The sequence below is a fragment of the Nocardioides sp. Leaf307 genome (assembly GCF_001423135.1).
Classification (GTDB): domain Bacteria; phylum Actinomycetota; class Actinomycetes; order Propionibacteriales; family Nocardioidaceae; genus Nocardioides; species Nocardioides kribbensis.
In genome coordinates this window covers 391,595-411,388 of record NZ_LMNY01000002.1, presented here as the reverse complement: position 1 = coordinate 411,388, position 19,794 = coordinate 391,595, and the positions used below count along the sequence as shown (strand labels likewise).

18 protein-coding genes are annotated in these 19,794 nt (G+C 73.0%); all 18 read left to right on the top strand.

From position 1 onward, the window contains the following. The first annotated feature begins 122 nt into the window (after positions 1-122). Entirely contained in the window at positions 123-1,211 is a 1,089-nt protein-coding gene (gene mraY, locus ASF50_RS11185; protein WP_056904523.1) for a phospho-N-acetylmuramoyl-pentapeptide-transferase, read from the top strand. Further along, positions 1,193-2,713 (top strand): UDP-N-acetylmuramoyl-L-alanine--D-glutamate ligase, encoded by a 1,521-nt coding sequence (gene murD / locus ASF50_RS11180; RefSeq protein WP_414855738.1) that lies wholly within the window; start codon positions 1,193-1,195, stop codon positions 2,711-2,713. The genes mraY and murD overlap by 19 nt, the downstream gene beginning before the upstream one ends. 42 nt (positions 2,714-2,755) lie before the next feature. Further along, positions 2,756-4,114 carry a putative lipid II flippase FtsW gene (gene ftsW / locus ASF50_RS11175; protein ID WP_228942895.1) on the top strand — a complete coding sequence of 453 codons (1,359 nt, stop codon included), beginning with the start codon at positions 2,756-2,758 and terminating at the stop codon, positions 4,112-4,114. 10 nt (positions 4,115-4,124) lie between these two features. Beyond that, the gene (gene murG, locus ASF50_RS11170; protein WP_056904521.1) at positions 4,125-5,225 is read left to right on the top strand and encodes an undecaprenyldiphospho-muramoylpentapeptide beta-N-acetylglucosaminyltransferase; all 1,101 of its coding nucleotides are present in this window, start codon (positions 4,125-4,127) and stop codon (positions 5,223-5,225) included. Then, positions 5,222-6,664 carry a UDP-N-acetylmuramate--L-alanine ligase gene (gene murC / locus ASF50_RS11165; RefSeq protein ID WP_056904520.1) on the top strand — a complete coding sequence of 481 codons (1,443 nt, stop codon included), beginning with the start codon at positions 5,222-5,224 and terminating at the stop codon, positions 6,662-6,664. The genes murG and murC overlap by 4 nt, the downstream gene beginning before the upstream one ends. Beyond that, positions 6,661-7,410, top strand: a complete 750-nt coding sequence (locus ASF50_RS11160) for a cell division protein FtsQ/DivIB (protein ID WP_056904519.1) — start codon at positions 6,661-6,663, stop codon at positions 7,408-7,410. The genes murC and ASF50_RS11160 overlap by 4 nt, the downstream gene beginning before the upstream one ends. 295 nt (positions 7,411-7,705) lie before the next feature. Continuing rightward, a complete protein-coding gene (gene ftsZ, locus ASF50_RS11155; protein WP_056904518.1) occupies positions 7,706-9,022 on the top strand; it encodes a cell division protein FtsZ in 1,317 nt (438 codons plus the stop codon). An 11-nt stretch (positions 9,023-9,033) separates the two neighbouring features. Continuing rightward, a complete protein-coding gene (pgeF, locus tag ASF50_RS11150; protein ID WP_056904517.1) occupies positions 9,034-9,765 on the top strand; it encodes a peptidoglycan editing factor PgeF in 732 nt (243 codons plus the stop codon). After that, entirely contained in the window at positions 9,762-10,523 is a 762-nt protein-coding gene (locus tag ASF50_RS11145) for a YggS family pyridoxal phosphate-dependent enzyme (protein ID WP_082503124.1), read from the top strand. Before pgeF ends, ASF50_RS11145 begins: the two co-directional genes overlap by 4 nt. A gap of 76 nt (positions 10,524-10,599) precedes the next feature. Next, positions 10,600-11,109 carry a cell division protein SepF gene (locus ASF50_RS11140; protein WP_056904516.1) on the top strand — a complete coding sequence of 170 codons (510 nt, stop codon included), beginning with the start codon at positions 10,600-10,602 and terminating at the stop codon, positions 11,107-11,109. Positions 11,110-11,161: 52 nt separating this feature from the next. Further along, positions 11,162-11,458, top strand: a complete 297-nt coding sequence (locus ASF50_RS11135) for a YggT family protein (protein WP_056862511.1) — start codon at positions 11,162-11,164, stop codon at positions 11,456-11,458. A 160-nt stretch (positions 11,459-11,618) separates the two neighbouring features. Beyond that, positions 11,619-12,422: a DivIVA domain-containing protein gene (locus ASF50_RS11130; RefSeq protein ID WP_056904967.1), complete on the top strand. Its 804-nt coding sequence runs from the start codon at positions 11,619-11,621 to the stop codon at positions 12,420-12,422. 213 nt (positions 12,423-12,635) lie between these two features. Further along, the gene (locus ASF50_RS11125) at positions 12,636-13,076 is read left to right on the top strand and encodes a TraR/DksA family transcriptional regulator (protein ID WP_056862512.1); all 441 of its coding nucleotides are present in this window, start codon (positions 12,636-12,638) and stop codon (positions 13,074-13,076) included. Next, positions 13,049-13,699, top strand: a complete 651-nt coding sequence (gene lspA, locus ASF50_RS11120) for a signal peptidase II (protein ID WP_082503122.1) — start codon at positions 13,049-13,051, stop codon at positions 13,697-13,699. Before ASF50_RS11125 ends, lspA begins: the two co-directional genes overlap by 28 nt. After that, entirely contained in the window at positions 13,696-14,634 is a 939-nt protein-coding gene (locus ASF50_RS11115) for an RluA family pseudouridine synthase (protein WP_056904515.1), read from the top strand. Before lspA ends, ASF50_RS11115 begins: the two co-directional genes overlap by 4 nt. Further along, positions 14,621-15,349, top strand: coding sequence for a GNAT family N-acetyltransferase (locus tag ASF50_RS18485; RefSeq protein ID WP_156718248.1), 729 nt, complete (start codon positions 14,621-14,623; stop codon positions 15,347-15,349). The genes ASF50_RS11115 and ASF50_RS18485 overlap by 14 nt, the downstream gene beginning before the upstream one ends. A 178-nt stretch (positions 15,350-15,527) precedes the next feature. Beyond that, the gene (gene dnaE / locus ASF50_RS11105) at positions 15,528-19,079 is read left to right on the top strand and encodes a DNA polymerase III subunit alpha (protein ID WP_056904514.1); all 3,552 of its coding nucleotides are present in this window, start codon (positions 15,528-15,530) and stop codon (positions 19,077-19,079) included. Continuing rightward, positions 19,064-19,678 (top strand): hypothetical protein, encoded by a 615-nt coding sequence (locus ASF50_RS11100; RefSeq protein WP_056904513.1) that lies wholly within the window; start codon positions 19,064-19,066, stop codon positions 19,676-19,678. Before dnaE ends, ASF50_RS11100 begins: the two co-directional genes overlap by 16 nt. The last annotated feature ends 116 nt before the right edge of the window (positions 19,679-19,794 follow it).

The window sequence follows — 19,794 nt, the reverse complement described above, 5'->3', positions numbered from 1 at the left end:
CCCTCGTGGGCCAAGATGTCCTGGTTGCCCCGGCGACGTCGGGGATCACCCCGGCGGCGACGCGGGGCGAGGGACGGCGCGGCGACGCGCAGTGACGGCACCGAGGGAGCGGACGTAGTCGGATGAGAGCGATCCTCATGGGAGGTGGCCTGGCGCTGCTGATCTCGCTGCTCGGCACCCGCGTCGCGATCCGGCGCTTCACCGAGTGGGGCTACGGCCAGGAGATCCGCGACGACGGACCCACCAGCCACCACACCAAGCGCGGCACCCCGACGATGGGCGGCGTCGTCATCATCGGCGCGACCGTGGTGGGCTACTTCGTCGCCAAGCTCGTCACCCGCGACCTGCCCAGCGCCTCGGCGCTGCTGCTGCTCTTCCTCTTCGTCGGCACCGGGCTGGTCGGCTTCCTCGACGACTTCATCAAGATCTACAAGCAGCGCAGCCTCGGCCTGCGCAGCAAGGCCAAGATCGTCGGTCAGACCATCGTCGGCCTCACCTTCGCGGTCCTGGCGCTGAGCCCCTGGTTCGCCGACGACCGCGGCCAGCGGCCCGCGTCGTTCTCGCTGTCCTTCATCCGCGACTTCGACAGCTTCGTGCTGCCCGCCGTGGTGGCGGTGGTGCTGATCCTGCTGATCGTCATCGCCACCAGCAACGCGGTCAACCTCACCGACGGCGCCGACGGCCTGGCCACCGGGGCGAGCGTGATGGTGTTCGGCGCCTACACCCTGGTCAACATCTGGCAGAACAACCAGTGGTGCGGCCAGGACGACATCGCCTACGGCAAGTGCTACGAGGTGCGCGACCCCCTCGACCTGGCGATCATCGCCGCGGCCATCACCGGCGCCTGCTTCGGCTTCCTGTGGTGGAACGCCTCGCCGGCCCAGATCTTCATGGGCGACACGGGCTCCCTGGCGCTGGGCGCGGCGCTGGCCGGCTTCGCGGTGCTCAGCCGCACCGAGCTGCTCCTCATCGTGCTCGGCGGCGTCTTCGTCATGGAGACCGTCTCGGTGATGCTCCAGGTGACCTGGTTCAAGGCCACGCGACGCATCACCGGCACGGGCAAGCGGCTCTTCCGCATCGCGCCCATCCACCACCACTTCGAGATGGTCTGGGACGAGATCACGGTGGTCATCCGGTTCTGGATCATCACCGGGCTGTGCGTCGCCGGCGGCCTGGGCATCTTCTACGCCGAGTGGGTGGCCGGCACATGAACGCGCCCCGCGACCTCGACTCCCTGGGCCGGCACACGCCCTGGGACGGCGTGAAGGCCGTCGTCGCCGGCTTCGGCGTCTCCGGCTTCGCCGCCGCTGACAACCTCAACCACCTCGGCGCCGACGTCACCGCCCTCGACGAGTCGGCGGCGGGCAAGGAGGAGAAGGCCGAGCTGCTGGAGGTGCTCGGTGCCTCGATCCGCCTGGGGGAGGGTGCCACGGCGACCCTGCCCCACGACGTCGACGTCCTCGTCACCTCGCCGGGCTGGCGCCCCGACGCGCCGCTGCTCGCGCAGGCGCGGGCCCGCGGGATCCCGGTCTGGGGCGAGGTGGAGCTGGCCTGGCGCCTGCGCGACCCGGCCCACGCCACGCCGTGGCTGGCGGTGACCGGCACCAACGGCAAGACCACCACCGTGCAGATGCTCGACGCGATCCTGCGTGCGGCGGGTCTGCGCAGCGTCGCCGTCGGCAACGTGGGCCTGCCCATCGTCGAGGCCGTCATGGACCCCGAGCCCTACGACGTGCTGGCCGTGGAGCTCTCCAGCTTCCAGCTGCACTACACCGACTCGATGAGCGCCCAGTCGGCGGCGGTGCTCAACCTCGCCGAGGACCACCTCGACTGGTACGCCTCGATGGCCGACTACGCCGCCGACAAGGGGCGCATCTACGAGCGCGTCCAGCGCGCGTGCGTCTACAACGTCGCCGACCCCGAGACCGAGCGCCTGGTGCGTGAGGCCGACGTCGTCGAGGGGGCCCGCGCGGTCGGCTTCACCCTCGGCGTCCCGGGCGTGGGCATGCTCGGCCTGGTCGAGGACATCCTCGTCGACCGCGCCTTCATCGAGCAGCGCGGCACGAGCGCCGCCGAGCTGTGCCACCTCGCCGACCTCGAGGTCGACGGCCACCCGGCCGCACCCCACCAGGTCGCCAACGCCCTGGCCGCCGCGGCCCTGGCCCGCTCGCACGGGGTCTCCCAGCAGGCGGTGCGCGACGGGCTGCGCGGCTTCCGGCCCGACGGCCACCGCATCGCCGTGGTGGCCACCCACGAGGGCGTGACCTGGGTCGACGACTCCAAGGCCACCAACCCCCACGCGGCCGGGGCGTCGCTGCAGGCCTACGACCCCGTGGTCTGGGTCGCCGGCGGCCTGGCCAAGGGCGCCGACTTCGACGACCTCGTGCGCTCCGCCGCACCCCGGCTCCGCGGTGTCGTGCTGCTGGGCCGTGACCGCGACGTGATCGCCCGCGCTCTTGCCCGACACGCGCCCGATGTGCCCGTCAAAGTCGTCGGCGGCGACCAGACTGGCGCCACACACGCACCAGCAGTCACACGCACACCAGACACACCAGAACAGGTCATGCGGCAGGTCGTCGACGCGGCGGCCGGGCTCGCCCGGCCGGGGGACACCGTCCTCCTCGCGCCGGGATGCGCCTCCATGGACATGTTCGCCAGCTACGCCGCTCGTGGTGACGCCTTCACCGCAGCGGTCCGGGAGAGGACCGGCTAGCGGTCCGACCGGGCCCGCAGGGCCCACGCAGGAAGGGACGCCGTGACCACCACCGCCGAGCGGGGCCCCAGCCCCACCCGCACCGCCCGCCCCGCGCCGCAGGGCCTCGACGACACCCGGTCGATGCCCGCCCCCGGCGGCGCCGCCTCGGCGTGGTGGACCCTGCGCGAGCGCGTGCGCACGACCACGGCGACGGTGCACGACGCGCTCGACCGCCCGCTCACGTCGTACTACCTGCTGCTGGGGGCCTCGACCCTGCTGCTGACCATCGGCCTGATCATGGTCCTCAGCGCCTCGAGCGTGTACTCCTTCACCCAGAACGACGGCGACTCCTACGCCATCGTGCGCCGCCAGCTGATGTGGGTGGTGCTCGGGCTGCCGCTCGCCTTCGTGGCCAGCCGGCTGCCCCACCGGCTGCTGCGAGCCCTGGCCTACCCGGGCTACCTCGTCTCGCTGGCGCTGCTGCTGCTCACCGCCTTCATCGGCGTCGCGGTCAACGGCAACCAGAACTGGCTGGCGATCGGGCCGCTGCAGATCCAGCCCTCCGAGATCGCCAAGCTCGCGCTCATCCTGTGGGCCGCGCACATCTACGCCAACAAGGAGCGCCGCCTCGCGAGCCTGCACCAGGTGATGGTGCCGGTGGTCCCCGGCCTGCTGCTGGCCACCGGCCTGGTCGTCTTCGGCCGCGACCTCGGCACGGCGCTCGTGCTGTTCGCGATCATGCTCGGCATGCTGTGGGTGGTCGGCGCGCCGCTGCGCTTCTTCGCCGTCTGCCTCTCGCTGGTGGGCGTCGCCGCCATCGGCCTGGCCGCCAGCGACCCCGAGCGGGTCTCGCGGCTGACCACCTTCGCCGACCCCTTCAAGGACTTCCACGACTCCGGCTGGCAGCCCGCCCACGGGCTCTACGCCCTGTCCAGCGGCGGTTGGTTCGGCCAGGGGATCGGCGCCTCCCAGCAGAAGTGGGGGGACCTGCCCGAGGCCCACACCGACTTCATCTTCGCCGTGCTCGGCGAGGAGCTGGGCCTGGTCGGCACGGTGCTGGTCGTCGCGCTCTTCCTCACCATCGCCTTCGCCGCCCTGCGGGTCGCGCGCCACACCGCCGACCCCTTCGTGCGCTACGCCTCCTTCGGCATCGTGGTCTGGCTGGTCGGGCAGATGGTGATCAACGTCGGCATGGTGCTCGCCCTGCTGCCCGTCATCGGCATCCCGCTGCCCCTGGTCTCCTACGGCGGGTCGGCGCTGCTGCCGTCGCTGATCGCGCTGGGCCTGCTCATCGGCTTCGCCCGCCGCGAGCCCGAGGCGGCCCGGGCCCTCGCCCTGCGCCGGCGCGGACGCTCCAGCGGCGTGGCGGCCGGCCCGCTGGCGGGCCTCACCTCCGGGCGCGGCCGGTCCGATCGCTAGGTTGGTCCGGATGCGCGTACTCCTCGCCGGCGGTGGCACCGCCGGTCACACCTCGCCCCTGCTCGCCACCGCCGACGCCCTGCGTCGGCTCGACCCCGCCACCGAGGTGACCTGCCTCGGCACCCCCCGCGGGCTCGAGACCCGGGTCGTGCCCGAGGCCGGCTACCCCCTCGAGCTGGTGCCGCCGGTGCCGCTGCCGCGGCGCCCCGGCGCCGACCTGCTGCGGGTGCCGGGCCGCCTGCGCGGTGCGGTCACCGAGACCCTCGCCGTGCTCGACCGCGTCCGCCCCGACGTCGTGGTCGGCTACGGCGGCTACGTCTCGGTGCCGGCCTACCTCGCCGCCCGGCGTCGTCACCTCCCGATCGCGCTGCACGAGCAGAACGCCCTGCCCGGCGTCGCCAACCGCCTCGGCGCCCGCCTCGCCGCGCGCGTGGCCGTGAGCTTCCCCGACACCCCGCTGCGCGGCGCCGAGTACGTCGGCCTGCCGATCCGCCGCATGATCTCCCAGCTCGACCGGGCCGCCAGCCGCGCCGAGGCCTGCGCAGCCTTCGGCCTCGACCCCGCACGGCCGACCCTGCTGGTGACCGGGGGGTCGCAGGGCGCGACCCGCCTCAACCAGGCCGTCTCCGCCGCGGCGCCCGCCCTCGCGGCCGCCGGCGTGCAGGTGCTGCACGTGCAGGGCAAGCACGGCGGGGCCGACCCGGCCGCGGCGGGCTCCTCCTACGTCATCGTCGACTACGTCGACCGCATGGACCTCGCCTACGCCGCCGCCGACCTCGTGCTCTGCCGCGCGGGGGCCAACAGCGTCGTGGAGGCGGCCGCCACCGGCCTGCCCGCCATCCTCGTGCCGCTGCCGATCGGCAACGGCGAGCAGGCGCAGAACGCGCGACCCGTGGTCGACGCCGGGGGCGCGCTCCTGGTCGACGACGCCGCGGTCACCCCCGACTGGGTCGCGGCGACCGTGCCGGGCCTGGCCACCGATGCACCCCGGCTGCAGCGGATGAGCGCGGCGGCCGTGGCCCTCGTGCCCCGCGACGCCGACGAGCGCCTGGCACGCCTGGTGCTCGAGCTGGGTGCCACGCGCCGCGACCGCACGGGGGGTGCTCGATGAGGGTGCCCGTGCCGTCGACCCTCCTGCCCGCCGACCGGCTCGGCCGGGTCCACCTCGTCGGGATCGGCGGCGCCGGGCTCTCCGGGATCGCGCGCATCCTCCTCGCCCGCGGCATCACCGTGTCGGGCAGCGACGGCACCGACTCCCCGACGCTGCAGCGGCTGCGCGAGCTGGGCGCCACGGTCCACGTCGGCCACGCCGCCGACCAGCTCGGCGACGCCGACACCGTGGTCGTCTCGACCGCTGTGCGCGAGGACAACCCCGAGGTCGTGGCCGCGCAGGAGCGGGGGCTGCGGCTGCTGCCGCGCTCGGCCGCGCTGGCAGCGGTGATGGCGGGGCGCCGCGTCGTGGCCGTCGCCGGCACCCACGGCAAGACCACCACGACCTCGCTGCTCACGGTCGCCCTCCAGGCGGCCGGCGCCGACCCGACGTACGCCGTCGGGGGCGACCTCGCCCAGACCGGCACCAACGCCGCCGAGGGCGCGGGCGACCTCTTCGTCGCCGAGGCCGACGAGAGCGACGGCGCCTTCCTGGTCTACGAGCCCACCGTCGCGGTCGTCACCAACGTCGAGGCCGACCACCTCGACAACTGGGGCACCGAGGAGGCCTACGCCGCCGCCTTCGAGGAGTTCGTCGGCCGCATCCGCCCCGGCGGCCTCCTGGTGGCTTGTGTCGACGACGACGGCGCGGCCGCCCTGCGCGCCGTCGCGGCCTCCCGCGACCTCGCCTTCGTGGGCGTCGGCGAGGGCGAGGGCGCCGACCTGCGCGCCGTCGACATCGTCTTCGCCGGCACCACCTCCTCCTTCACCGTCGTCGACCGCGGGGTCGAGCTGGGTCGGGTCACCCTGCAGATCCCCGGGCGCCACTACGTGCTCGACGCCCTGGCGGCGCTCGGCGCGGCGCTGCGCCTGGGCCACGACTTCGAGGCCCTCAAGCGGGGCCTGGAGTCCTTCGGCGGCACCCGGCGCCGCATGGAGCGCAAGGGCGAGGCCGCCGGGGTGCGGGTCTACGACTCCTACGCCCACCACCCCGTCGAGATCGCCGGCGACCTCCAGGCCGCCCGCTCGGTGGCGGGGGAGGGGCGCGTCGTCGTGGCCTTCCAGCCCCACCTGGTCTCGCGCACGCGCATCTTCGGCGTGGCCATGGGCCAGGCGCTCGGCGCCGCCGACGAGGTCGTCGTGCTCGACGTCTACCTGGCCCGCGAGGACGCCGACCCCGAGGTGACCGGCGCGCTGGTCGCCGACGCGGTGCCGCTGCCCGACGACCGGGTGGCCTTCGTGCCCGACCTCGCCGACGCCCCGGCCGCCCTCGTCGACCGGGCCCGCGCGGGCGACCTCGTGCTGACCCTCGGCGCCGGCACCGTGACCACCGTCGGCCCGCGCGTGCTCGACCTGCTCGAGCAGCGCGCCGACGGGGTCGAGGCGGGGCCCCGGCCGTGAGCGACCCGGTCGACCCGCGGACCCGGCGCACCCGTCGCCGCTTCGTGCGGCGTCGCTGGGCCCGGCGCTGGTCGACGCTGCGCTACGCCGTCGTGGGCCTCGTGCTGCTCGCGCTCGGAGCCGCTGCGGTGTGGACCGTGTGGTTCTCCGCGATGCTCGACGTCGAGGAGGTCGAGGTCACCGGCGTCGGGCCGCTGGCCGCCGACCAGGTGCGGGCGGCCGCGCAGGTGCCCGACGGCGAGCCGCTGGCCCGGGTCGACCTCGCCGCCGTGCGCGCCCGCGTCGAGTCGCTCTCGCAGGTGGCCTCCGCCGACGTCACCCGGTCGTGGCCCGACGCGGTGACGATCTCGGTCGAGGAGCGGGTGGCCGTGGCCGTGGTCGAGCTCGGCGGCACGCTGCGCGGCCTCGACGCCGAGGGCGTGGCCTTCCGCACCTACACCGCCGCACCGCAGGGTCTCCCGCGCGTCGAGAGCCAGGTCGACACCACCGCGGAGGCGCTGCGCGAGGCGGCCCAGGTCGTCGCCGCGCTGCCGGAGGACCTCGCGGGCCGGCTCGACCACGTGGAGGTCGAGACCGTCGACCGGATCGTCCTGGCGCTGCGCGACGGCCGCACCGTGGCGTGGGGGAGCGCCGACGAGTCCGCGCGCAAGGCCGAGGTGCTGACCGTGCTGCTGTCGCAGCCCGGCACGGCGTACGACGTGAGCGTGCCGGGCCGTCCGACCGTGAGCGGTCCCGCGGTCGGCTGACCTGACCGGGCCTCGTCCGGATCGTCGAGGACGCGCCGGGCGTGTCTGCGCGATCCGGCGCCTCCGTGTGCCTACTGTCGTCGTCACGGTGAGGTTGACATAACTATAACCCTCAGGTTGAGGGTCAGAGTTGAGGCCCGTCGCTTCCCCGCAGCACCATCCGGCACGACCCCAGCACCACATCAGCACCACCACCAGCAGCACGAACGCCGCCCGTCCCGGTGCGGCACCCCAGACCACCCGTGCGCGACGCACGGACCCAGCACCACCACCGATCAGCGAGAGGCGAGCCGCCGTGGCAGCAGCACAGAACTACCTGGCCATCATCAAGGTCGTGGGCATCGGCGGAGGCGGTGTCAACGCCGTCAACCGGATGATCGAGGTGGGGCTCAAGGGAGTCGAGTTCATCGCGATCAACACCGACGCCCAGGCCCTCCTCATGAGCGACGCCGACGTCAAGCTCGACATCGGCCGCGAGCTCACCCGCGGCCTCGGCGCCGGCGCCAACCCCGAGGTCGGCGGCCAGGCCGCCGAGGACCACGCCGACGAGATCGAAGAGGTCATCAAGGGCGCCGACATGGTCTTCGTGACCGCCGGCGAGGGTGGCGGCACCGGCACGGGCGGCGCTCCCGTCGTGGCCCGCATCGCCCGCTCGCTGGGCGCGCTGACCATCGGCGTGGTCACCCGGCCGTTCGCCTTCGAGGGCCGCCGCCGCGCCAACTCCGCCGAGGAGGGCATCGCGCAGCTGCGCGAGGAGGTCGACACCCTCATCGTCATCCCCAACGACCGGCTGCTCTCGATCAGCGACCGCAACGTGTCGGTGCTCGACGCCTTCAAGCAGGCCGACCAGGTGCTGCTCCAGGGTGTCTCGGGCATCACCGACCTCATCACCACCCCCGGCCTGATCAACCTCGACTTCGCCGACGTGAAGTCGGTCATGGCCAACGCCGGCTCCGCCCTCATGGGCATCGGCTCGGCCCGGGGCGAGGACCGCTCCGTCGCCGCCGCCGAGATGGCCGTCTCCAGCCCCCTGCTCGAGGCCTCCATCGACGGCGCCCACGGCGTGCTGCTGTCGATCGCCGGCGGCTCCGACCTCGGCCTGTTCGAGATCAACGAGGCCGCCGCGCTCGTCGCCGAGGCGGTGCACCCCGAGGCCAACATCATCTTCGGTGCCACCATCGACGACGCCCTCGGTGACGAGGTGCGCGTCACGGTCATCGCCGCGGGCTTCGACGGCGGCACGCCCAAGCGGCGCGACGAGGGCACCGTCCTGCGCCGCGAGCCGAAGGCCGAGCCGGCCCAGGAGGCCCGTCAGGCGTCCCCGGCGCCGTCGCTGCGTCGCGGCGAGGAGCGCGAGCCCGTCCCCGCGGGCGCCCGGCAGGGCTTCGGCCAGCCGGCGCCCCAGGGCGGCCAGTCCGGCCAGGCCCCGCAGCAGCCGCCGCGCCAGGCGCCGCAGCAGGCCCCGCACCAGGGCGGCCAGCAGGGCGCTCAGCAGGGTGGCCAGTCCGGTCCCACGGGCCCGGCGCCGACCCAGCCGCCCGCCCCGCGGCCGGCGCCGCGGCAGGTGCAGTTCGACGACGACGAGCTCGACGTGCCCGACTTCCTGAAGTAGGTCCTGCCCCGGTGTACGCCTTCCGCACCACCACCGGCCCCGCCGACTCGCTCGTGGACCTCGCGTTCACCGACCGTGTCGGCGGGGTCAGTGCTGCTCCCTTCGCCGAGCTCAACCTCGCCGTCGAGGGCGACGACGACCCCGGCTCGCGACAGCGCAACCTCGAGCTGCTCCTCGCCGACTTCGCGCCGGGCGACCGGGTCGCCGACCTGCTCCAGGTGCACGGCCGCGAGGTCGTCACCGTCGGCGAGCACCCCGCCGCCGAGCGTCCGCGCGCCGACGCCCTGGTCACCGACAGCCCCGGCGTGGTGCTCGTGGTCCGGGCCGCCGACTGCGTGCCGGTGCTCCTCGCCGACCCGGTCGCCGGCGTCGTCGGTGCGGCCCACGCCGGCCGACCGGGCCTGGTCGCCGGGGTGGTGCCCGCCGTGGTCTCGCGCATGCGGGAGCTCGGGGCGCGGCGGATCGAGGCCTGGGTCGGACCGCACGTCTGCGGGGGGTGCTACGAGGTGCCCGAGCAGATGCGCGACGAGGTCGCGGCCGTCGTGCCGGAGAGCCGCGCCACGACCACCTGGGGCACGCCGGCGCTCGACGTCGGCGCCGGGGTGGTCGCCCAGCTGCGCGGCGAGGACGTCGTCGCTCACGACGTCTCCCGCTGCACCCGCGAGTCGCCCGACCTCTTCTCCTACCGTCGCGACGGCCGGGCGGCCGGGCGGCTGGCCGGCGTCGTACGGCGGCGCGCGTGAGCGCCCACGGCGCCGGGTCCGGTGACCCGCACCGGCCCACGGACGGCTCCGTCGCCACGACGGAGCGCGCCGCGGAACTGACGGCCGCCCTCGGGCGTGCCCGCGAGCGGCTCAGCGACGCGTGCGTGGCGGCGGGGCGTGCACGCGACGACGTCGACCTGGTGGTCGTCACCAAGTTCTTCCCCGCCTCCGACGTGCGCGTCCTGGCCGGGCTCGGGGTCACCGACGTGGGGGAGAACCGGCACCAGGAGGCCGAGGCCAAGGCCGCGGAGCTGGCCGACCTCGACCTGTCGTGGCACTTCATCGGCGGTCTGCAGAGCAACAAGGCTTCGGCGGTCGCGGCGTACTCCGCCGTCGTGGAGTCGGTCGACCGTCCCAAGCTCGTCGGTCCCCTCGACCGGGGCGCCGAGCGGCGTGGGCGACCCCTCGACGTGCTGGTGCAGGTCAGCCTGGACCCGCCCGGGGCCGAGGGGCGCGCCGGCGTCGGACCCGAGGCGCTCCTGGCCCTCGCCGACCGCGTGGCGCAGGCCGAGCACCTGCGCCTGCGGGGCCTGATGGCGGTGGCGCCGCCGGCCGAGGACCCCGCCGTCGCCTTCGAGCGGCTGGCCCGCCTGCACGAGCGGCTGCTCACCCAGCACCCCGCGGCGACCGTGCTGTCCGCCGGCATGAGCGGCGACCTCGAGCAGGCGGTGGCCGCCGGCGCGACACACGTGCGGCTCGGCTCCGCGGTGCTCGGTTCGAGGCCCACGGTCCAGTAGGGTCCGACTACAACGTTGAGCGCCGATCGCCCCCCACCCGGGGACGACGGCGCAGGAGTTCCGGAGGACGACTGTCATGAGCGGCGCGATGCGCAGGATCGGCGAGTACCTCGGCCTGCTCGAGGACACCGGCCGGTACGACGACGAGTACGACGGCGACGACACCACCCGTGAGACCCAGGCGGTCCCGGCCCAGCGTCAGCCCGCCCCGGCGGCGCCCCGTCAGCCCGCGGCGCGAGCCGCGTCCGTGTCCGACCTCGCCGAGCGCCGCCGTCCGGCCGCCGGCCCCACCGGAGTGGTAGCCGAATTGTCCCGCATCACGACCCTGCACCCGAGCACCTACAACGAGGCCCGCACCGTCGGGGAGAACTTCCGCGAGGGCGTGCCGGTGATCATGAACCTCTCGGAGATGGACGACGCCGACGCCAAGCGTCTCGTCGACTTCGCCGCCGGCCTGGTGTTTGCCACCCGTGGCACGATCGAGCGCGTCACCAACAAGGTGTTCCTGCTCTCCCCGCCCAACGTCACGGTCGCCGCCGAGGACAAGGAGCGGATCGCCGAGGGCGGTTTCTTCAACCAGAGCTGAGGCCCGTCGTCACGACGAGCCCGGTCCGGCCCCGACAGGAGCTATCACCGACGTGCAGATCGCCGGTTGGATCATCCACTGGATCCTGTTTTTCTTCATCGCGCTCATGTGGGTGCGCTTCATCGTGGACTGGGTGCAGGTCTTCGCGCGCTCTTGGAGCCCGCGCGGACCGCTGCTGCTGGTCCTGGAGGCGGTCTACTCCGTCACCGACCCGCCCATCCAGTTCCTGCGCCGCTTCATCCCGCCGCTGCGTCTGGGGAGCATCGCGCTCGACCTGAGCTTCCTGCTCGTCCTGGTCATCGCGTGGGTGCTGCTCAACGTCAACGACGCCGTCTTCAACATCGCCTGAGCGCCCTCCGGGGCCCCGGCCGCCCACCGGGACCCGCCTGTCCCACCTGTCCCACGACAGGCGCTATTGTTCCCCGAGAAGTTCGCAGCACGACCTCGCGCACCCGCGCGCGGCACGTCTGGGATCCACTTGAACACCACGACTGAGAATGGGTGAGGTCATGCCACTGACGCCTGAGGACGTGAGCAACAAGCGCTTTACTCCCGTCCGGCTGCGCGAGGGCTACGACATGGGGGAGGTCGACCAGTTCCTCGACGAGGTGGAGGCCGAGCTCGCGAGGCTCACCAAGGAGAACGAGGACCTCCGCTCCAAGCTCGCCTCCGCCCAGTCGGGATCGGGCCCGTCGGGATCGGGTCAGGCAGGCCCGTCCTCGGGTCAGTCCGCCCCGGCGACCACCGCGCCGTCCACGCCCGAGCCGGTCACGCAGCCCGTGCCGGTCGCGAAGCCCGAGCCGACGCCGGCCCCCGTGGCCGCACCGGCCGCGCCCGCCGCCGCGGCCCCCACGGAGACGATCCGCGTCGAGACGGTGCCGCAGGCCTCCAACGCCGCGGCGCGCCTGCTCGAGATCGCCACCCGCAACGCCGACGAGCTCGTCGACGAGGCCAAGAACGACGCCGACAAGATCGTGGGCGAGGCCCGCACCAAGGCCGAGCGTCTCGAGGCCGAGTCGAAGTCGAAGGCCGACCGCATGGAGTCCGACGCGCGCACCCGCGCCTCGATGCTCGACTCCGAGACCGCCGAGCGCCGCCAGCAGATGTTCGGCGACCTCGAGCGCGAGCGCGACAAGCTCAGCAGCGAGGTCGAGAACCTCCGCTCCTTCGAGCGCGAGTACCGCTCGCGCCTGAAGAGCTACTTCACCCAGCAGCTGGAGGCGCTGCAGAACGGCGCCGAGAGCGCCGCTCCGACCGAGGAGGCCCCGGCCCCCAAGCGTCTGCGCTCCATCCTGGGCGACGAGGAGTCCTGAGCGACTGCTCCACCTGGCTCGATCCGGCGCGGCCGGTCCCCTCGGGGGCCGGCCGCTCCGTCGTCTGCGCGGGCCCGTGACGGAGGGGCCCTGGTCGGTTCACCACCGACTGGCTACCCTCCTGCTCACCGTCCTCACCCCTCTCCCGCCCCCCGGACCTCCCTGCTCCGTCCACCCCTGGCGCTGCGGCGCCCCCGCTCGAAGGCTGTGCCCGTGACCAAGGCAGCACCCACCAAGAAGGCCGCCACCGCGGCCCAGGCCCAGGACCTCGTCGTCAAGGAGGGCGAGTCCGACTGGACCGCCGCCGAGCTCGACGAGGTCGTCGCCGAGCTGCACGAGCAGCACGACCACATCGCCCAGGTGATCGCCGACCAGGAGCAGGAGCTGTCGGGACTGATGCGCGACTCCGGTGACGGGGCCGGGCAGGACCAGGCCGACGTCGGGGCGAGCAGCTTCGAGCGCGACCACGAACTCACCGTGCTCAACAACGAGCGCGACAAGCTGGCCCAGATCGAGCGGGCCCTGGCGCGCATCGACGACGGCACCTACGGCGTCTGCGAGTCCTGCGGAGAGCCGATCGGCAAGAATCGGCTGATGGCATTTCCGCGTGCCACACTGTGCATGACATGCAAGCAGCGCGAGGAACGGCGATAGACCCCGAGACCACCGCAGCAGCCCCCGCCGGGCGCTCCCGGGCGCGGGTGTGGGCGCTGTTCGCGACGATCGCGGCCACCGCGTACGCCGTGGACCTGGTCACCAAGGTGCTCGCCCTCGACCGTCTCGAGGGCCGGCCCGACGTGCCCGTCGTCGGTGACCTCCTCACGCTGACGCTGGTCAAGAACCCGGGCGCCGCCTTCAGCACCGGCACCCAGTTCACCGTGGCGCTGAGCTGCATCGCGATCGCCGCCACCGTGGTCGTGCTCGTGCTCAGCCTGCGGGTGCGCTCCCGGCTGTGGGCCGTGGCGCTGGGCCTGCTGCTCGCGGGAGTGACCGGCAACCTCACCGACCGGCTCTTCCGCGACCCCGGGCCGATGCGCGGCCACGTCATCGACTTCCTGATGCTGCCCAACTGGCCGGTCTTCAACGTGGCCGACGTCTGCATCAACGTCGCCGCCGGCCTCATCCTCGTGCAGGCCTTCCGCGGCGTCCGCCTCGACGGCACCCGCGACCACGAGCCCGACGACCACGAGCCCGGCGACCAGTCCGGCGGCCGGCCTGACGTCGAGCCTGACGACGCAGCCACGGCGAGCGGCCCGACCGCGGGGGACCAGCGATGAGCCAGACCTCCGAGCACCGCAGCCTGAGCGTGCCCGAGAGCCTCGCGGGGGAGCGGGTCGACGCCGCCCTGGCCCGCATGTTCGGGCTCTCGCGCACCCGCGCGGCCGACCTGATCGCGCAGGGCCTGGTGCAGGTCGACGGCGCCGGCGTGGGCAAGAGCGACCGGGTGCTGCCCGGCTCGCTGCTCGACGTGGAGATCCCGACTCTGACCGACCCGCTGACGGTGACCCCCGAGATCGTCGAGGGGATCAAGATCGTCCACGACGACGAGTCCATCGTGGTGATCGACAAGCCGGTCGGCGTCGCCGTCCACCCCTCGCCGGGCTGGACCGGCCCCACGGTCGTCGGCCACCTCGCGGGCGCGGGCTTCCGCATCGCCACCAGCGGCGCCTCCGAGCGCCAGGGCATCGTGCAGCGCCTCGACGTCGGCACGTCCGGTGTCATGGTGATCTGCAAGTCCGAGCGGGCCTACTCGGTGCTCAAGAACGCCTTCCGCCACCGCACCGTCGACAAGACCTACCACGCGCTCGTCCAGGGCCACCCCGACCCGCTGGAGGGCACGGTCGACGCCCCGATCGGTCGTCACCCCCGCTCGGACTGGAAGTTCGCCGTGATGGCCGACGGCCGAGCCAGCGTCACGCACTACGAGACGCTCGAGGCGCACCGCTTCGCCAGCCTGCTCGAGGTGCACCTCGAGACCGGCCGCACCCACCAGATCCGGGTGCACATGTCCGCGCTCAAGCACCCCTGCGTCGGCGACCTGACCTACGGCGCCGATCCCGTGCTGGCCAAGCGCGTGGGCCTGGAGCGTCAGTGGCTCCACGCCGTCCGGCTCGGTTTCGAGCACCCCGACACCGGTGAGCACGTCGAGTACGAGACGGAGTACCCCGCCGACCTCGCCCACGCCCTCGAGGTCGTCCGTGACGGGTCCTGACGGACCCCCTGCGCAGCCCGACGTCCTGGTGCGTCCGGGCACGGGCGCCGACCTGGCCGAGGTGGCCGACGTGCACCTGCGCAGCCGCCGCGCGGCGCACCCTGCGATGCCCCCGGGCGCGCACCCCGACACCGAGGTGCGCAGCTGGTTCGCCACCTGGGACCTCTCCGCGCGCGAGCTGTGGGTGGCACAGGAGGGCGGGCGCGTCGTGGCCTACGCCGCCCTGGCCGGCGACTGGCTCGACGACCTCTACGTGCTGCCCGGTGCCGCGGGTCGCGGGCTCGGCTCGCTGCTGCTGGAGACCGTGAAGGCGCAGCGGCCCGACGGCTTCTGCCTGTGGGTCTTCGAGACCAACACCGCGGCGCGCGCGTTCTACGCCCGCCACGGGCTGGTGGAGCTCGAGCGCACCGACGGCTCGGCCAACGAGGAGCGCGCCCCCGACCTGAGGGTGGCCTGGCCCGGCCGCGAGCCCCTCGTCTTCCTGCGCGGGCTCATCGACGAGGTCGACGACCAGCTCGGCGACCTGCTGGCGCGCCGCGCGGCCCTCACCGCCGCCGTGCAGCCGCACAAGGGCCACACCCGTCGCGACCCCGACCGCGAGCGCGCCATCGCCGTCGCGATGGCGCAGCGGGCACCGGCCCTCGGGGTCGAGCGCCTGCACCGCATCGTCGACGTGGTGATCACCGAGAGCCTCGACGCCGCCCGCGAGGGCTGAGCCGCCGGGGAGCCGCCGGTGGTGCCGCCGGTGGTGTCGGCGGCGGCTGGCACGATCCCCGGAGCGGTTGACGTAGGCTGATCCCCTTCCCCCAGAAGGTCGATCGGCGCCCGTCCGAGACCGCTGCACCCTGCTTGACCGCTGCCCGATCTCGACCCGGCGAGGACTTCCACACACGATGTCGACAGGCTCCCAGGACTCCTTCGTCCACCTGCACGTGCACACCGAGTACTCCATGCTCGACGGCGCCGCCCGCCTCGGCGCGCTGGCCGACCGGGCCGCGGAGCTCGGCATGCCGGCGGTGGCGATGACCGACCACGGCAACGTCTTCGGGGCCTACGAGTTCTACTCCAAGGCCAAGGCCGCGGGGGTCAAGCCGATCATCGGCATCGAGGCCTACTTCACGCCCAACATCTCCCGCTTCGAGAAGCGCGGCGTGAACTTCTACGGCGGCGGCCCCGACGACGTCTCCAACCGCGGTGCCTACACCCACATGACGTTGCTCTCGGAGTCCACCGAGGGCATGCACAACCTCTTCCGGCTCTCCACGGGCGCGTGGCGCGACGGGTTCTTCAAGCACCCCCGCATGGACCGCGAGCTGCTCTCCCAGCACGGCAAGGGCATCATCGGCACGACCGGGTGCCCCTCCGGCGAGGTGCAGGTCCACCTGCGTCACGGCAACTACGAGGCCGCCAAGCAGGTCGCGGGCGACTTCCAGGACATCCTCGGCAAGGACAACTACTTCCTCGAGCTGATGGACCACGGCCTCGACATCGAGACCCGGGTCAAGGACGGCCTGCTGCGGCTGGGCAAGGACATGGGCATCCCGCTCCTGGCCACCAACGACTCGCACTACGTGATGCGCGAGGACGCCAAGGCCCAGGAGCACCTGCTCTGCATCAACTCCGGGTCCACCATGGACATCCCCGCGGGCGACGGCCCGGGGCAGCGCTTCGCCTTCAACGGCGACGGCTACTACCTCAAGTCGGCCGCCGAGATGCGCGAGCTGTGGCGCGACTTCCCCGAGGCCTGCGACAACACGCTGCTCATCGCCGAGCGCTGCGACGTGGAGTTCACCGAGGGCAACGGCACCTACATGCCGCGATTCCCCTGCCCGCCGGGGGAGAACGAGGACTCCTGGCTGGTCAAGGAGGTAGAGCGCGGGCTGCACGTGCGCTACCCCTCGGGCATCCCCGACGCGGTGCGCAAGCAGGCCGACTTCGAGATCGGCGTCATCACCCAGATGGGCTTCCCGGGCTACTTCCTGGTGGTCGCCGACTTCATCAACTGGGCCAAGGACAACGGCATCCGCGTCGGACCCGGCCGCGGCTCGGGCGCGGGCTCGATGGTCGCCTACGCGATGCGCATCACCGACCTCGACCCGCTCCAGCACGGCCTGATCTTCGAGCGCTTCCTCAACCCCGACCGCGTCTCGATGCCCGACTTCGACATCGACTTCGACGAGCGTCGGCGCGGCGAGGTCATCCGCTACGTCACCGACAAGTACGGCGACGACCGCGTCTCCTACATCGTCACCTACGGCACCATCAAGGCCAAGCAGGCCGTCAAGGACTCCTCGCGCATCCTGGGCTACCCCTTCGCGATGGGCGACCGGATCACCAAGGCCATGCCGGCGGCGGTCATGGGCAAGGACGTGCCGCTGCAGGAGATCTTCGACCCCGAGCACAAGCGCTACGGCGAGGGCGGGGAGTTCCGCCAGCTCTACGACGCCGACAAGGACGTCCAGCGCGTCGTCGACACCGCCATCGGCATCGAGGGCCTCAAGCGGCAGTGGGGCGTGCACGCCGCCGGGGTGATCATGTCCAGCGAGCCGCTGGTCGACGTGATCCCGCTGCTCAAGCGCCCCGCCGACGGCGCGATGATCACCCAGTTCGACTACCCCACCTGTGAGGGCCTCGGCCTGATCAAGATGGACTTCCTGGGCCTGCGCAACCTCACCGTGCTCGACGACGCGGTCAAGAACATCCAGGCCAACCGCGGCGAGACCGTGGTGCTCGAGGACCTCCCGCTCACCGACGAGGCCACCTACGGCCTGCTCCAGCGCGGCGACACCCTCGGTGTCTTCCAGCTCGACGGCGGTCCGATGCGGGCGCTGCTGCGCTCCATGCGGCCCGACACCTTCGAGGACATCTCCGCGGTCGGCGCGCTCTACCGCCCCGGCCCGATGGGCGCCGACTCCCACAACAAGTACGCCCGCCGCAAGACCGGGCGCGAGCCGGTGGAGGCGATCCACCCCGAGCTGGCCGAGCCGCTCGAGGACATCCTGGGCGAGACCTACGGCCTGATCGTCTACCAGGAGCAGGTCATGGCCATCGCGCAGAAGCTCGCGGGCTACAGCCTGGGCCAGGCCGACATCCTGCGTCGCGCGATGGGCAAGAAGAAGAAGTCGGAGCTGGACAAGCAGTTCGAGGGCTTCTCCCAGGGCATGAAGGAGCGCGGCTACAGCGCCGCCGCGGTGAAGACGCTGTGGGACATCCTGCTGCCCTTCTCCGACTACGCCTTCAACAAGGCCCACTCCGCGGCCTACGGCCTGGTGTCGTACTGGACGGCCTACCTCAAGGCCAACTACCCGGCCGAGTACATGGCCGCGCTGCTGACCTCGACCAAGGACGACAAGGACAAGTCGGCCATCTACCTCAACGAGTGCCGCCGGATGAAGATCCAGGTGCTCCCGCCCGACGTCAACGAGTCCTCCTCCAACTTCACCCCCGTCGGCACCGACATCCGCTTCGGCCTGACGGCGGTGCGCAACGTCGGCGCCAACGTCGTCGACGGCATCGTGGCGGCGCGCGAGGAGAAGGGCCGCTACGCCGACTTCAACGACTTCATGGACAAGGTGCCGGCGCTGGTGTGCAACAAGCGCGTCATCGAGTCGCTGGTCAAGGCCGGCGCCTTCGACGAGATGAAGCACAGGCGGCGCGCGCTGGTCACGATCCACGAGACCGCGGTCGACCAGTACGTCGACATCAAGCGCAACGAGGCGATCGGTCAGGACTCCCTCTTCGGCGGGCTCGACGACGACGCGGGCGGGTCCTTCGGGATCACGGTGACGGTGCCCGAGATCGACGAGTGGGACAAGATGACCCTGCTGGGCCACGAGCGCGACATGCTCGGGCTCTACGTCTCCGACCACCCGCTGCTGGGTCTCGAGCACGTGCTCACCAACTCCAGCGACTGCAGCATCGGTCAGCTCATGCTCGACGAGGAGCGCTCCGACGGCTCGCCCATCACCATCAGCGGCCTGGTGACCACGGTGCAGCGCAAGATCACCAAGCGCGGCGACGCGTGGGCGATGGTCACCCTCGAGGACCTCGACGGCGCGATCGACGTGCTGCTCTTCCCCAGCGCCTACCAGCTGGCCAGCACCCTGCTCATCGAGGACGCCATCCTCACGGTGAAGGGACGGCTGTCGAAGAGCAAGGACCAGCCCGAGATCCACGGCCAGGAGGTCTCGGTGCCCGACATCTCCGACGGCCCCTCGGGTCCGGTCGTCATCAGCATGCCCTCGACACGCTGCACCCCGCCCGTCATCGAGCAGCTGCGCGACGTGCTCTCCACCCACCCGGGCATGACCGAGGTGCGGCTGCGGCTGATGACGCGCGAGGCGACCAAGGTGATGCGGCTCGACGACCGGCTCCGGGTCACCGCCACCCCGGCGCTCTTCGCCGACCTCAAGCAGCTGCTGGGGCCCGGGTGCCTGAGCGTCTGAACCCCTCCGTCGGCGTCCGCGACGGCGGCAGCGCCGCTGACGCGCCCCGGCTGCGCGGGCGCCGCGAGTGGGGCCGGGCCGGGATCCAGGCGCTCCTGGTGGTCGTGGTCTTCGCCGTCGCCGGCCTCGGCGCGGCCTGGCTGTGGCACCTGGTGTGGGAGCCCTCGCGGGGGCTGGCCTTCCAGGGGCGCTTCGTCGTCGTCGACCGTGACGGCTTCTACGACCTCCCGCAGCTGCGCGGGCTGTTCTCGGCCACCGGCCTGCTCGCCGTCGTCGCCTTCCCGACCGCGGTCGCGGTCGGGCTCCTCACGGCACTGGTCCTCGACCGCCACGAGCTCGTGACGCTGGCGGCGGTCGTGGTGGGCGCTGTCGTGGCCGCCGCGCTGATGGCCTGGCTGGGCCAGCAGCTCGGCCCGCCCGACCCCGACGTGCTGGCGCGCTCCGCCGACGACGGCACCACCCTGCTCAGCGCGCTCGAGGTGCCGCGACCGGTGCCGTACCTCGTGTGGACCACCGGCGCCCTCGTGGGCCTGCTGGTGGCCTTCGTCGGGGTGGCCAAGCGCGGCACCCGACGCGCCCCCGCCGACCCCCGCGCCTGAGCGGCGCCGCGGACCGCCCGACGGGTGGGGGAGCGACCGGTTAGGACCGGCCCCGCCGGGGTAGGTTCCCGCGCGAGCGCGGCCGACGGGGCCGGCGCCAGGACACCCACGGGAGC